The organism is Oxalobacteraceae bacterium OTU3CINTB1 (genome assembly GCA_024123955.1).
Taxonomy (GTDB): Bacteria; Pseudomonadota; Gammaproteobacteria; order Burkholderiales; family Burkholderiaceae_D; genus Rugamonas.
This window is the reverse complement of record CP099652.1, coordinates 4,128,624-4,142,286: the sequence shown is the minus strand read 5'-3', so window position 1 is coordinate 4,142,286 and position 13,663 is coordinate 4,128,624. Positions and strand designations below refer to the sequence as shown.

The 13,663-nt window shown below is 62.9% G+C and carries 14 protein-coding genes, 1 tRNA gene and 1 pseudogene; 10 read left to right on the top strand and 6 right to left on the bottom strand.

What is annotated here, in order from left to right:
* The first annotated feature begins 42 nt into the window (after positions 1–42).
* The 4 genes from NHH73_17910 (at position 43) to NHH73_17895 (ending at position 3,323) form a co-directional block, all read left to right on the top strand.
* A complete protein-coding gene (locus NHH73_17910; protein USX24489.1) occupies positions 43–1,770 on the top strand; it encodes an isovaleryl-CoA dehydrogenase in 1,728 nt (575 codons plus the stop codon).
* A gap of 37 nt (positions 1,771–1,807) precedes the next feature.
* Complete coding sequence (gene upp / locus NHH73_17905; protein USX24488.1) at positions 1,808–2,458, top strand: uracil phosphoribosyltransferase; 651 nt, start codon at positions 1,808–1,810, stop codon at positions 2,456–2,458.
* Between the two features lie 7 nt (positions 2,459–2,465).
* Positions 2,466–2,828, top strand: a complete 363-nt coding sequence (locus tag NHH73_17900; GenBank protein USX24487.1) for an Hpt domain-containing protein — start codon at positions 2,466–2,468, stop codon at positions 2,826–2,828.
* 291 nt (positions 2,829–3,119) lie between these two features.
* Positions 3,120–3,323, top strand: a complete 204-nt coding sequence (locus NHH73_17895; GenBank protein USX24486.1) for a cold-shock protein — start codon at positions 3,120–3,122, stop codon at positions 3,321–3,323.
* Between the two features lie 112 nt (positions 3,324–3,435).
* Here the strand turns inward: NHH73_17895 and NHH73_17890 are convergent, their stop codons facing one another.
* Entirely contained in the window at positions 3,436–4,350 is a 915-nt protein-coding gene (locus NHH73_17890) for a LysR family transcriptional regulator (protein USX24485.1), read from the bottom strand.
* A 202-nt stretch (positions 4,351–4,552) separates the two neighbouring features.
* Here NHH73_17890 and aceB point away from each other — a divergent pair, with 202 nt between their 5' ends.
* Positions 4,553–6,151 (top strand): malate synthase A, encoded by a 1,599-nt coding sequence (gene aceB, locus NHH73_17885; GenBank protein USX24484.1) that lies wholly within the window; start codon positions 4,553–4,555, stop codon positions 6,149–6,151.
* Positions 6,152–6,237: 86 nt separating this feature from the next.
* Here the strand turns inward: aceB and gloB are convergent, their stop codons facing one another.
* The gene (gene gloB, locus NHH73_17880) at positions 6,238–7,044 is read right to left on the bottom strand and encodes a hydroxyacylglutathione hydrolase (GenBank protein USX24483.1); all 807 of its coding nucleotides are present in this window, start codon (positions 7,042–7,044) and stop codon (positions 6,238–6,240) included.
* Positions 7,045–7,064: 20 nt separating this feature from the next.
* Here gloB and NHH73_17875 point away from each other — a divergent pair, with 20 nt between their 5' ends.
* The 4 genes from NHH73_17875 (at position 7,065) to NHH73_17860 (ending at position 9,242) form a co-directional block, all read left to right on the top strand.
* Entirely contained in the window at positions 7,065–7,868 is an 804-nt protein-coding gene (locus NHH73_17875; GenBank protein ID USX29651.1) for a class I SAM-dependent methyltransferase, read from the top strand.
* 4 nt (positions 7,869–7,872) lie between these two features.
* Positions 7,873–8,313 (top strand): ribonuclease HI, encoded by a 441-nt coding sequence (gene rnhA, locus NHH73_17870; GenBank protein USX24482.1) that lies wholly within the window; start codon positions 7,873–7,875, stop codon positions 8,311–8,313.
* A 56-nt stretch (positions 8,314–8,369) separates the two neighbouring features.
* A complete protein-coding gene (dnaQ, locus tag NHH73_17865) occupies positions 8,370–9,080 on the top strand; it encodes a DNA polymerase III subunit epsilon (GenBank protein ID USX24481.1) in 711 nt (236 codons plus the stop codon).
* Between the two features lie 87 nt (positions 9,081–9,167).
* A tRNA-Val gene (locus NHH73_17860) sits at positions 9,168–9,242 on the top strand.
* Between the two features lie 98 nt (positions 9,243–9,340).
* On the opposite strand, the gene NHH73_17855 is transcribed toward NHH73_17860, so the two are convergent.
* Positions 9,341–9,877, bottom strand: a complete 537-nt coding sequence (locus NHH73_17855; GenBank protein USX24480.1) for a carboxymuconolactone decarboxylase family protein — start codon at positions 9,875–9,877, stop codon at positions 9,341–9,343.
* A gap of 112 nt (positions 9,878–9,989) precedes the next feature.
* Here NHH73_17855 and NHH73_17850 point away from each other — a divergent pair, with 112 nt between their 5' ends.
* The gene (locus NHH73_17850) at positions 9,990–10,934 is read left to right on the top strand and encodes an AraC family transcriptional regulator (GenBank protein USX24479.1); all 945 of its coding nucleotides are present in this window, start codon (positions 9,990–9,992) and stop codon (positions 10,932–10,934) included.
* Positions 10,935–10,967: 33 nt separating this feature from the next.
* Here the strand turns inward: NHH73_17850 and NHH73_17845 are convergent, their stop codons facing one another.
* The 3 genes and pseudogenes from NHH73_17845 to NHH73_17835 all read right to left on the bottom strand — a co-directional run bounded on the left by NHH73_17845 (position 10,968) and on the right by NHH73_17835 (position 13,595).
* Entirely contained in the window at positions 10,968–12,095 is a 1,128-nt protein-coding gene (locus NHH73_17845; GenBank protein USX24478.1) for a HAMP domain-containing histidine kinase, read from the bottom strand.
* Between the two features lie 160 nt (positions 12,096–12,255).
* Entirely contained in the window at positions 12,256–12,666 is a 411-nt protein-coding gene (locus NHH73_17840; protein ID USX24477.1) for a hypothetical protein, read from the bottom strand.
* 110 nt (positions 12,667–12,776) lie between these two features.
* Positions 12,777–13,595 (bottom strand): annotated as a pseudogene (locus NHH73_17835) (methyl-accepting chemotaxis protein).
* Positions 13,596–13,663 lie beyond the last annotated feature (68 nt).

Sequence of the window (13,663 nt, the reverse complement as noted above, 5' to 3'; positions counted from 1 at the left end):
GCCTGTCAATGTAGCCCGGCACCGGCCGGGAGGAGACCCGCCGTGACAGCCTTCGACAACGCTTTCGACAACCCTTTCGATACCCATCGGGTGCGCAATGCCGTCGCGCCGCTGGAGAACTTCAACCTGTTTGCGTCGGACCCCGCGTTGCGGGAGGCGCTGCTGCGCGAGGGCGGCGGCGCGCACGCCGACGCACTGCAGACGCTGGGCCAGCAACTGGGCCGCGCCGAAATCCTGGACCTGGCGCGCCTGGCCAACGACTACCCGCCGACGCTGCACAACTTCGACCGGGCCGGCCATCGCATCGACGAGGTGGAATTCCATCCGGCCTGGCATCGCCTGATGACGCTACTGATAGAGAACGGCGCCCACGCGTCGCCGTGGCTGGGCGGCGAGGGCGCCCAGGTGGCGCGGGCGGCGAAGTATCTGATGTTCGGCCAGGTGGAGAACGGATCGCAATGCCCGGTGACGATGACCTACGCTTGCGTGCCCGCGCTGCGCCAGGCGCCGGCGATCGCCGCCAAGTGGCTGCCGAAGATACTGTCGCTGGAATACGATCCGCGTTCCTTGCCGGTCGAGCAAAAGCGCGGCGCCATCATCGGCATGGGCATGACGGAGAAGCAGGGCGGTTCCGACGTGCGCGCCAATACCACCCGCGCCGAGCCGCTGCCACCCGGCGAAGCGCGGGCGCTATATGGCGACGAAGGCGTCGACGCGTACCGCATCGTCGGCCACAAATGGTTTTTCTCGGCGCCGCAGAGCGATGCGCACCTGATCCTGGCGCAAACCGACGATGGCGGCAGTGCGGGGCTGTCGTGCTTTTTCCTGCCGCGCTATCTGCCGGACGGCAGCCGCAATCAGATCCGCGTGCAGCGGCTCAAGGACAAGGTGGGCAACCGCTCCAACGCCTCGTCGGAGGTCGAATTCACCGGCGCCCACGGCTGGTTGGTCGGCAAGCCGGGACGCGGCATCCCGACGATACTGGAGATGGGCGGCCACACGCGGCTCGATTGCGTGCTCGGTAGCGCCGGCGCCATGCGGGCCGCGTTGACGCACGCGCTGCACCATGCGCGCGGCCGTTCGGCGTTCGGCCGGCCGCTGTCGGAACAGCCGTTGATGCGTAACGTGCTGGCCGACCTGGCGCTGGAATCGGAAGCCGCCACGGCGTTCGCGATGCGGCTGGCGCGCTGCTTCGACCAGGCTGGCGATCCGGCGCAACAGCAGCTGGCGCGCATCCTGACGCCGGCCGGCAAATACTGGATCTGCAAGCGTGGCCCGGCTTTTGGCGCCGAGGCGATGGAAGTCATCGGCGGCAGCGGTTACGTGGAGGACGGCCCGCTGGCGCGCCTGTACCGCGAGCTGCCGGTCAATTCGATCTGGGAGGGTTCCGGCAACGTGATGTGCCTGGACCTGTTGCGGGCCTTCGGCAAAACCCCGGCCGCGCGCGAGGCGCTGGCGGCGGAGCTGGAGCTGGCCGGCGCCGGAGAAGGCGCCGGGGAAGTGCCCGGGCAGGGCGACTACCAGCGCTACACCCAATCGCTGCTCGCGGACCTGGACCAGCCGCAGGCCGGCGAATTCGGCGCGCGGCTGCTGGCCGAGCGCGTGGTGCTGGCGGTGCAGGCCGGCCTGCTGCTGCGCCACGCGCCTTTATATGTGTCGTCGGCGTTCATCGCCTCGCGGCTGGCGCGCGAGCCGGGAGGGGCCTTCGGACGGCTGCCGGCGGGCGTGGATTGCGAGGCGATTCTTGATCGGGCGCTGGTGCTTGCCTAGTATAATGGCGCGATAACCCGTAAAAAAAGAGCAAACAATGAAACAAGATCCGCGCTTCCCCAATCTGTTCATCACCGACCACCCACTGATCCAACACAAACTGAGTCACATGCGCGAGAAGGATACGTCGACCCGTACCTTCCGCGAACTGCTCAAGGAAATCACGCTGTTGATGGGCTACGAGATCACCCGCGACCTGCCGCTGACCACCCGCACCATCGAAACCCCGCTGATGACGATCGACGCACCCGTCATCGCCGGTAAAAAGCTGGCGATCGTGCCGATCCTGCGCGCCGGCATCGGCATGAGCGACGGCCTGCTGAACCTCGTGCCGTCGGCGCGCGTGGGCCACATCGGCGTGTTCCGCGACCCCGACACCCACCAGCCGGTGGAATATCTGGTGCGTCTGCCGGATCTGGCCGAGCGCACCTTCATCCTGTGCGACCCGATGGTCGCCACCGGCAATTCGGCGGTGCACGCGGTGGACGTGCTGAAATCGCGCGGCGTGACCGACGAACAGATCATCTTCCTGTCGCTGGTGGCGGCGCCGGAAGGGATCACGGTGTTCCAGAAGTCGCATCCGGGCGTGAAGATTTATTGCGCCTCGCTCGACTCGCACCTGGACGACCACGCCTACATCGTGCCTGGACTGGGCGACGCCGGCGACCGCATTTTCGGCACTAAATAACAGCGCCATGGCCACTCCAGTCGATCCTGATTACCGCGCGCGCCTGGCGGCGCTGAACGAAAAATTCGCCGCGACCGTGCCGGTGACGATGGAGAAAATCACCTCGGCGCTGGCCGTCTGCGTCGCTGAAAGCGGCGAGAGCGGCGCGCCGGCGGAAGCGTCGATGCGCCAGCTGCACGAGCTGCTGCACGGCGTGGCCGGATCGGCCGGCACCTTCGGCTTTGGCACCTTGGGTCAGGAGGCGCGGCGTATCGAGCACATGCTGCGCGAGGCGATGGCCTCCGGTTCCGGCTGGGAAGCGGTGCAGCCCGAGGTGGAAAAGCTGCTGCGCTGGGCCGCGCGTGACGCCCGCGCAACACTTTTCGATTGAGACGTGCGCTTGATGTAAATCAAACCAGTTATCATTTACTTGTCTATAGTGACAGTTACACCACTCACGAAAGAGGGCAGGAAGGACCGGCGGGAACCCCGAACAACTCGGTTTTTCTACCAAAAAAAGCGGCGGTTTGCATTTATTTTCGTGAACACGTGCTTTTCTCTCGTAAATGGGTATAATGCGGGATCGTTTAGATTCAAGAGTAGTGCAGTTAGTCTGTCATTTCTTTCTTGCCTCAAACGATATCACGGGCGCAAGCCCAACTTAACTGAAATAGGAATTGTAATGGCAACTGGTATCGTAAAATGGTTCAATGATTCGAAGGGCTTCGGCTTTATCACCCCTGACGAAGGCGGCGAAGATCTGTTCGCTCACTTCTCGGCGATTCAGTCCGCAGGCTTCAAGTCGCTGCAAGAGAACCAACGTGTTTCTTTTGAAGTGACTGCTGGTCCTAAGGGCAAGCAAGCTTCGAACATTCAGCCTCTGTAATACGCTGAATCAAACGAAATAAAGAAATCCTCGGTATCCGAGGATTTTTTTTCGTCTATCGTTTTGTAGTTGCTGCTTTATAAGCGTTATTGCCCACCTTCATTGCTTCCCTTTATTGCTTGCCCGATTTGCGCCAGTAATCCCCCTGTGCATAGGTGTGCCGCAGAAAGTCGACAAAGGCGCGTATGCGCAACGGCAAATGGCGGCGCTGCGCGAACACCGCGTAGATATCGTTGCCGGGCGCCGCGTGCTGATCGAGCACCGTCTGCAGCTTGCCCGCCTCGATCTCACTGCCCACTTCCCACATCGACCGCCACGCCAGCCCCTTGCCGGCCAGCGCCCAGTCGTGCAGCACCTGGCCGTCGTTGCAGCCCATGTTGCCGTTCACCTTCAACACCACGTTCTTGCCGTTATCGCGAAAGGTCCAGCCGCGCTGGCTGCCTTCGCTGCTGATGGCCAGGCAATTGTGTTTGGCCAGGTCGGCCAGGGTCTTGGGTTCGCCGTAGCGTTTGAGATAGGAGGGCGCCGCCACCACCACGCGTTCGTTGTCTGCCAGCTTGACGCTGACCAGGTTGGAATCGGCCAGGCTGGCGATGCGGATCGCGACGTCGATGCCTTCGCCGACGATGTCGACCACGCGGTCGCTCATGTTCAACGTCGCGGTGACGTCACGGTGCTCGGTGAGGAAGGAGGGCAGCAGCGGCGCCACGTGCTGGCGGCCGAAACCGGCCGGCGCCGAGATCATCAGGTGCCCGGTGGCGTGCGCGCTGCGCTCCGCCACCGCCGACTCGGCTTCCTCCAGCTCCGCCAGGATGCGCTGGCAATCCTCCAGGAAGGCCGCGCCTTCGTCGGTCAGTGCCAGCTTGCGGGTAGTGCGCTGCAGCAGTTTCACGCCCAAGCGGCTCTCCAGCGCGTCGAGACGGCGCCCGATCATGGCCGGCGCGATGCCCTCGGCGCGGGCGGCGGCCGACAGGCTGCCCCTAGCGACAACCTCAACGAAAGTGGATATCTGTCTGAACTGGCCCATGAAGCGGCATGCCTCTCACTTGTGATAAAAACGCATAGATGAAGTGATTTTTAGTCTCGTTTGCATAACTTATGAGTGAATATACTGTAAAACAGAACGCCGCGTAACCGAGCAGCCACACTAAAGATTCAGGCGCGCAGCCGCAGCATCAGTGCTTATAATTTGGTATGGAAGTTAATATTTTCTTACGGAGACCTATCCCATGACGCAGTCCACCATCACTTTGCCGGCAGGCATGCAAATCACCGGCGAGATCAAGCCCGGCTACGAAAACATCCTCACCGCCGAGGCGCTGTCGCTGGTGGTCAAGCTGACGCGCGAGTTCGAGGCGCGCCGTCAACAGCTGCTGGCCGTGCGGGTCGAGCGCGCCAAGCGCCTCGACGCGGGCGAGCGCCCCGACTTCCTGCCTGAGACCGCGCACATCCGCGCCGGCGACTGGAAAATCGCGCCGATTCCGAAAGCGCTGGAATGCCGCCGGGTCGAGATCACCGGTCCGGTCGAGCGCAAAATGGTCATCAACGCCTTCAATTCGGGCGCGGACAGCTACATGACCGACTTCGAGGATTCCAACACGCCGAACTGGGACAACCAGATCACCGGCCAGATCAACATGTTCGACGCCGTGCGCCGCACCATCGCGCTCGAGCAGAACGGCAAATCCTACAAGCTCAACGACAAGATCGCCACTCTGGTCGTGCGTCCGCGCGGCTGGCACCTGGATGAAAAACACGTGCTGGTCGACGGCAAGCGTATCTCCGGCGGCATCTTCGACTTCGCGCTGTTCATGTTCCACAACGCCAAGGAGCAGTTGGCGCGCGGCGCCGGCCCGTACTTCTACCTGCCGAAAATGGAATCGCACCTGGAAGCGCGCCTGTGGAACGACATCTTTGTGATGACGCAAAACGAGCTGGGCCTGCCGCAGGGCACGATCAAGGCCACCGTGCTGATCGAGACCATCCTGGCCGCCTTCGAGATGGACGAGATCCTGTACGAGCTGCGCGAACACAGCTCCGGCCTGAACGCGGGACGCTGGGATTACATCTTCTCGTGCATCAAGAAGTTCAAGCTGGACAAGGATTTCTGCCTGGCCGATCGTGCCAAGGTGACGATGACAGCGCCGTTCATGCGCGCCTACGCGCTGCTGCTGCTCAAGACCTGCCACAAGCGCAACGCGCCTGCCATCGGCGGCATGGCCGCGCTGATCCCGATCAAGAACGATCCGGAGAAAAACGAAGTGGCCATGGGCGGCGTGCGCAACGACAAGGCGCGCGACGCCACCGACGGCTACGACGGCGGCTGGGTCGCCCACCCGGGCCTGGTCGAACTGGCGATGACAGAATTCACCAAGGTGCTGGGCGATAAGCCGAATCAAATCGACAAGCAGCGTCCGGACATCGACGTCAGCGCCGAACAACTGCTGGACTTCAAGCCGGAAGCGCCGATCACCGAAGCGGGCCTGCGTTACAACATCAACGTCGGCATCCATTACCTGGGTAGCTGGCTGGCCGGCAACGGCTGCGTGCCGATCCACAACCTGATGGAAGACGCGGCCACGGCCGAAATCAGCCGCTCGCAGGTGTGGCAGTGGATCCGTTCGGACAAGGGCGTGCTGGACGACGGCCGCAAAGTGACTGCCGATATGGTGCGCGCGATGATTCCGGAGGAGTTGGCCAAGGTGCAGCGCGACGCGCCGGGCGGCGACGGTCCGACCTATGTGCGCGCGGGCCAGATCTTCGAACAGATGTCGACATCGACGGAGTTCGCAGAGTTCCTGACCTTGCCGCTGTACGAAGAGATCTAGACGCGCACTGAACCCGCAGGGCCCGGCAGGGACTCGGCGTCCCCGTCGTACCCAACCGGGTACGACCCTCGTGTCCGGGGTGCGGGTTAAAAATCATTTTTCCACAAGCGCAGCGCCGTGAAGGTCGCCAGCGCCGTATCGATACGATCAAGCCGTCCGGCCTTGACCAACTGCTCCGCGATGGCCGGCTCCCGGTAGCGCAGGAAAGGATTGGTCGCCTTCTCGACGCCGATGGTGCTCGGCACCGTCGGCAGATTGTGCTCGCGCTTGTCGGTCTCCACTTTCACACGCTCCTGCAGCGCCACATTGTCCGGTTCCACCACGCGCGCGAAGCGCAGGTTGGACAGCGTATATTCGTGGGCGCAATACACCTTGGTATCATCCGGTAGCGCGGCCAGTTTGCCCAGTGAACTGATCATCTGCGCCGGCGTGCCCTCGAACAGGCGTCCGCAGCCGCCCGCGAACAAGGTGTCGCCGCAGAACAGCCAGGTCGGCTCCCCGGTCGATGGCTCGCGCACGTAGGCGATGTGGCCCATCGTGTGGCCGGGCACGTCGAGCACGGACAGGCGCAGCGCCAGGCCCGGCACGTCGAACTGCTTGCCTTCGCCGACCGGCAAGGTGACCGCGGCGATGGTCTCGTTGCGCGGGCCGAAAACGGGAACCTGATAATGCTGTAATAATTCGGGAACGCCGCCGATGTGGTCAGCGTGGTGATGGGTGAGTAGAATGGCGGTGAGCTTGAGTCCGTTTGCTTTGAGCGCCGCCAGAATCGGTTTGGCGTCGCCCGGGTCGACCACGGCGGCATGGACACCATCGTGTATCAGCCACAGGTAATTGTCGTGGAATGCTGGAACCGTCAGAACACAGAGAGCTTGGTTAGAAGATATGGTCATTGGATCACAAAAGGCTAGACATGGATAAAGCGGGATCGGAGCAATCCATTATAGCGCTGGAAGGCTGGCTGCAAACGCCCGCAGGCGTGTACTTGCGTGCGTGGGAACAAACATGTCTCGATAATTTAACAGCCGATATCTTCGGGTTCAACGCGGTGCAGATCGGCATGCCTCAAATCGATGCGCTCGCGGCCAATCGCATGCCGTACAAATGGCTGGCCGACCGCAAGGTGCGGCCGCCCGTTACGCCGGTTCTATCGCCGCAGCAGCAGCATGCGCCTGCACCACCGCCGCGCCCTGTCGCGCTCACGCTCGATTACACCGAGTTGCCGTTCGCCTCGCAAAGCATGGACCTCGTCGTGCTGCCGCATGTGCTGGAATTTTCCACCGATCCGCACCAGGTGCTGCGCGAAGTGGAACGCGTGCTGATCCCGGAAGGCCAGGTGATCATCTGCGGCTTCAACCCGGCCAGCCTGTGGGGCGCGCGCCATGTGATGCGGCGCGTCGGCGGCACGTCTTTCCTGCCGCGCACCGAGGAGCTGATCACGATGCCGCGCATGAAAGACTGGTTAAAATTATTGAATATGAGCGCCAGCCAAAGCCATTTCGGCTGTTACGCGCCGGCCTGCCGCACAGAAAAATGGCTGAACCGCTACGCATTCATGGATAATGCCGGGCCGCGCTGGTGGCCGTTCTTTGGCGGCGTCTACATCGTACAAGCGATCAAGCGGGTCAAGGGCATGCATCTGATCGGTCCGGCTTGGACCAAAAAATCGGCGACGGCCCAGGTGGTCGTCCCTGCAACAAACAAAAGGCGGGAATAGCAGTATGGATAAGGTGGAAATTTTTACCGACGGCGCGTGCAAGGGCAATCCAGGCCTGGGCGGCTGGGGCGCGTTGCTGGTGGCCGAGGGCGCCGAGAAGGAAATCTGCGGTGGCGCGCGCGACACCACCAACAATCGCATGGAATTGCAGGCGGTGATCGAAGCGTTGAGCGCGCTCAAGCGCCCGTGCACGGTGGTGCTGCACACCGACAGCCAGTATGTTCAAAAAGGCATCAGCGAATGGATCCACGGCTGGAAAGCGCGCGGCTGGAAAACCGCCGCCAAGGAGCCGGTCAAGAACGAGGATTTATGGAAGGCGCTGGACGCCGCGCAAACCATGCACACGGTCGAATGGCGCTGGGTGCGCGGCCACAACGGCCACCCGGGCAACGAGCGCGCCGACATGCTGGCCAACCGCGGCGTCGAACTGGCCCGGGGCCGCTAGGCCACTGACCGGCCTGTTATACTTCTCCGCTTGACCGTAGCAATCACAGAGTACTTATGCGCCAAATCGTTCTCGATACCGAAACCACCGGTATCAACCCCAAGCTGGGCAACCGCATCATCGAAATCGGCTGCGTCGAACTGCACAACCGCATGCTGACCGGGAATAACTTCCACGTCTACATCAATCCGGAACGGGAATCGGAAGAGGGCGCGCTCAACGTCCACGGCCTGACCACCGAGTTCTTGCGCGACAAGCCGAGATTTCACGAGATCGTCGACCAGCTGCGCGAATACATCCAGGGCGCCGAAGTCATCATCCACAACGCGCCGTTCGACCTGGGGTTCCTGAACCACGAATTCCGGTTGTTGAAACTGCCGGACTTCTCGACCCACATCGGCGGCGTGATCGATACGCTGGTGCACGCCAAGGAACTCCATCCAGGCAAGCGCAACTCGCTGGACGCGCTGTGCGACCGCTACGGCGTGTCGAACTCGCACCGCAAGCTGCACGGCGCGCTGCTCGATGCCGAGCTGCTGGCCGACGTCTACCTGTCGATGACGCGCGGGCAGAACAGCCTGGGCATGGATGTGGAGGAAGAGGTTGTCGTCGGCAGCGCCTTGCTCGAACCGGTGCCGCTGGCCGACATCATCTTCCTGCCGGCCTCGGACGATGAGCTTGCCGCGCACGCGGCCACCCTGGCCGGCCTCGACAAGGCCGTCAAAGGGCAGTGCATCTGGACCGCCAGCCTGGCGCCGGCGGCCTGATCTGGGCGAATCGGCGGGCCGGATGCAGAATTTTCACGCCGGCCCTTCCATTTTGCCGGGGATGTATGCGATAATTCGCCCCGCTTCGGGAGGTTAGCTCAGGGGTAGAGCACTGCATTCACACTGCAGGGGTCGCAAGTTCGAAACTTGCACTTCCCACCAAGAATTCGTATCGATATCCGATACTTAAAAATGATCCAGCCTTACAGGCTGGATTTTTTTTGCCTGTCAGGCTGCGGGCGAAAGCGCCCGCGCCAGGATCAGTCCGCCGCAGGGAAGTCCAGCGCGGTCGCGTTGACCCGGTTGAACAAATTGGTGAACGTGATGGCGGAGACCGCCAGCAGCGCATCGACGACTTGCGTATCGCTGTACCCGGCGGCCCTGACAGCCGCCACAACCTCGGCGGGCACCTCGCCACGCGCGCCGACCACGGCGTGTACGAACCCTGCGAGCGCGTCCAGGCGGGCCTCGCCGGTGGGCAGGTTATGGCGTACCCGGCCGACGGCTTCCCGGCTCAATCCCAACTTGCCCGCGAACAGCGTGTGGGCGGCGAGGCAGTAATCACAGCCGCCGATTTCGCTCACCGCCAGTTTGATCACCTCCAGTTCCTTGGCCGACAGGCTGGCTTTGCGCAGGGCCGCGTCGAGATTGAGCGCAGCTTCCAGCGCCAGCGGGCTGTTGTTGCCGATCGCGGCATAGGCGTTCGGCACCATGCCTGCCGCGCTTTTGATCGCAGTGAACAGTTGTGCAGCTTTGCCGGTGGCATCGGCGACGGGTTGGTTGAACAGGCGTTCCATGATGTTTCCTTTCGAATGGGGTTGGTATGAGAAGCAGTGTAGACCGCGTCCATGCGATTGTTAATGCTCGGAAACCGTTATAATTTGCCCATTCGTCTCATTGCTTCCATCCATGGATACCCTCAGCCGGCTGATTGCCCTCTACCCCGTGCGCACTGCGCTCGACGTCCGTTGCCACTTCGGCGCGCCCTGGCTGCTCGACCACCCGCAAGCGGAACCCGGCGTAGCCCCCTATCACTTGATTACGCGCGGCACGGCAACGATCGATGGCGCAGACGGGCTGGTGGTGCACGCCGGCGACGTCATCGTGTTCCCGCACGGCGCCTCGCATCGCCTCTACGCCGGTGATCCGGCGCGCGCCACGCCGCCGACGACAAGCGGCGCCGGCTTGCTGCGCTACAAAGGCAACGAAGGCGAGGGCGCGCCGACAGATATCCTGTGCGGTGAATTCCGTTTTGATGTCGACGCTGCGGGCGGCGGCCTGCTGGCGGCGCTGCCGGACGTGCTGGTGGTGCACACCGACGAGGGTGCCGAGGCGCGGGGATTGCGCCAGGTGATGCAAGTGCTGCAGGCGGAGGCGGAAGCACCGCGCGATGGCTCCGATGCGATCGTGCGGCAACTGGCGTCGGCGCTGTTCGCCCTGTTGATCCGCGGTTGGCTGGCGCAGGCGCCGGGCGTGCCGGGATTGTTCGCGGTGCTGGCCGAGCGGCGCCTGCAGCCGGCGTTGCACGCCATGCTGGATGCGCCGCAACAGCCATGGACCCTGGCGACGCTGGCCGCGCTATGCCACATGTCGCGCGCCACGTTCGCGCGCGTGTTCGGCCGGGCCGCCGGCGCGGCGCCGGCCGAAGTGCTGACCCGTCTGCGCATGGCGCGGGCGGCGCGGTGGCTCGAAGCGGGCGGCCACGCGGCCGGCGCGGTCGCCGAAATGGTGGGATACCAGTCGGAGGCGGCGTTTCACCGCGCCTTCAAACGTCAGTACGGGGTGGGGCCGGGCGCGTGGCGCCGCGGCGGCCGGACGACGGCAGAATTCACCGCGCCTGCGGCGTACGAATAAAAGTACCGCCGGCCACCGCCGGCTAACGAGGCCCTAAGGCAGCTCTGCGGCGACGAACGGGCGGCAATCGATCGGCAGGTCGATCAAAAACGTCGTGCCCTGTTCCTGTGAGCTATCGACCGCCACGCTGCCGCCGTGGCTTTCCGCCACCGACTGCACGAACGGCAGGCCGATACCCCATCCCCTTTGGTCCCGGGCGCTATCTTGACGCCACAGGTACTGGAAAATCCGCGTTCGATTTTCCGCCGGGATCGGATTGCCCGTGTTGTGCACGGACAGCATCATGCGGTCGTGGGCGCCATCGACCTTGATCGCCACCTCCGCGCCGTCGCCATATTTGATCGCGTTGGCGACGAGATTTTCCAGCGCTCTGCGCAACGATTTCTCGCACCAGTAGCCCACCAGGGACGAGCCGCCCACCGAACATTTAGCGTCACTGACATTGGCGTCCGCGCACACCTGCCTGGCCAGTTCGAGGAGATCGAAACGGGACAGGTCGAGCGGAACGGTCTCGCCCTTGTGAAAACTTAACACGTCCAGTAATTCTTCGATCATTGCGCTCAGGCGCCGGCCGTTGTCGCGTATTTTTCCCGCCAGGCCTTGGGTTTTCTCCGCCGGCGGCCCCAGCGTCAGCAAGTGGGCGCCGTTGACGATCACCGAGAGCGGATTGCGCATATCGTGCGACAGGGACGCGGCGACACGCTGGCGCATCGAGTCGTGCATCGCCGTGAATTTCTTGACCGCCTCGCGGACGGCGCAGTCTATCGACGCATTCACGATGCCCCACTCGGCGCGGTTCAGCGAGACACCCTGGGCGTCCGCCACCCGCGAAAAAACGTCACGAAAAATCTGATACTCGTGGATGATCTGATCAGGCCCGTACGACGTCATCCTGGCGCGCTCGTTGCCGTGTGCCGCCGCGATGTCGTTGTTGCTGGTGGCGTGCTGACGTGGATGGTCCGGGCTGAGCGCCTCTGCAATATTGTCGTAAAATACAGGCAAGGTATTGATGAGAATAGGGTGCAAGATGTGCTTGGCGCCGGCAACCAGGCGCCGAACCTCGCTTTCCCATTCCGCGAAGACGAGATCCCGCATCCCCAGGATTTGCCGCGACAATCGAGATAAATCGTCTTCGCTGGTGGCTTGATCCGACGCTTGCATTAGTGAAACCTTTTTTGTTGGGTGTCGCGGAGATCGAGCGCTGCCGTATGGCGCGCAAGCATCCATTTCCATATGATACGATAAAACGGAGTTGCCGAGGCTGGTTGCCGAGGCTGGGGCGGCTGGCCGACGCCCGATCATCGTGGTCAGTCAGGTCAGGCTAGTTGGTGAACAGCTTGATGACGGAAGGCAGCAACTGCGAAATGAAGATCGCCCCGACCACCCATAGGATGATCGCGGTCTTCGCTTCGGCAATTTCGGCCTTGGTGGCGGCCCGTGATTCCGCAATGTCGGCCTTGGTGAGGGCCCGTAACTCTGCAATCTCAGCCTTGGTGACGGCCCGTAATTCTGCAATCTCAGCCTTGGTGGCGTAGCTTAACTCTGCCATATCCGTCTTGGTGGCACCGTTAGCCACAATCAAAGCGACATCAATTTTGATCGCAGTGAGGTCGGCTTCGATTTTTTCGACGCGCTTTTCCATATCTCCATCATAGGGCGGCTCACCGCCGCCCGCAACTTCGCCGGCCTTCGGTTCGTTCGCTCGTTTGTTGGGCAAGGGATGGCTACTCATTTCCGAACCTCCGGCTAGATGAGTATTCGATCGTTTTGATCGAAAAAAATTCCTTCTATCCGCAAGGAAGGCGGACGTCGTCAATCTCTCCCCATCAGCGCTTGTTTGTCTTACGCCTTGGCGCCGCCCAGGCGCAGGGCAGGCCGGCGTGCCGGCTTCGCGGCGCGCGGGTGCGCGGGCGCGGCGCCGCGGCCCGTGCTGTCGAGCTTGAACACGCCGACCACCCGTTCCAGGTGCTTGGCCTGGTCCTGCATCGATTCGGAGGCGGCGGCCGCTTCCTCCACCAGCGCAGCGTTTTGCTGGGTCACGCCGTCCATTTCGCTGATCGCCTGGTTGACCTGCATGATGCCGGCCTCCTGCTCGCTGCTGGCGGCGCTGATCTCGCTCGTGATGTCGGTGACGCGCCGGACACTGGCGACGATCTCGCTCATCGTGTTGCCGGCGTCGCCCACCAGCCGGGTGCCGGTTGCCACCTTCTCGACGGAATCGTTGATCAGGGTTTTGATCTCCTTGGCGGCGGTGGCCGAGCGGTGCGCCAAATTGCGCACCTCGGTGGCCACCACCGCGAAGCCGCGGCCCTGTTCGCCTGCGCGGGCCGCTTCGACGGCCGCGTTCAGCGCCAGGATGTTGGTCTGGAAAGCGATGCCGTCGATAACGCCGATGATGTCGGCAATTTTCTTGGCCGAGTCGTTAATGGCCGTCATCGTCGTCACCACTTCGGACACCACGTCGCTGCCGCGCACGGCCACCTCGGCGGCATTGGCGGCCAGGCCGGTGGCTTGGCGGGCATTGTCGGCGTTTTGCTTGACGGTCGAGGTCAGTTCCTCCATCGACGAGGCGGTCTCTTCGAGCGAGCTGGCCTGTTGCTCGGTGCGCGACGACAAGTCCAGGTTGCCGGTGGCGATTTCCTCGCTGGCCGAGGCGATGGTCAACGTGCCGTTGCGCACATCGGTGATGATGTCATGCAGTTTTTGGATGAAGCCGTTGAGCGAGGTCG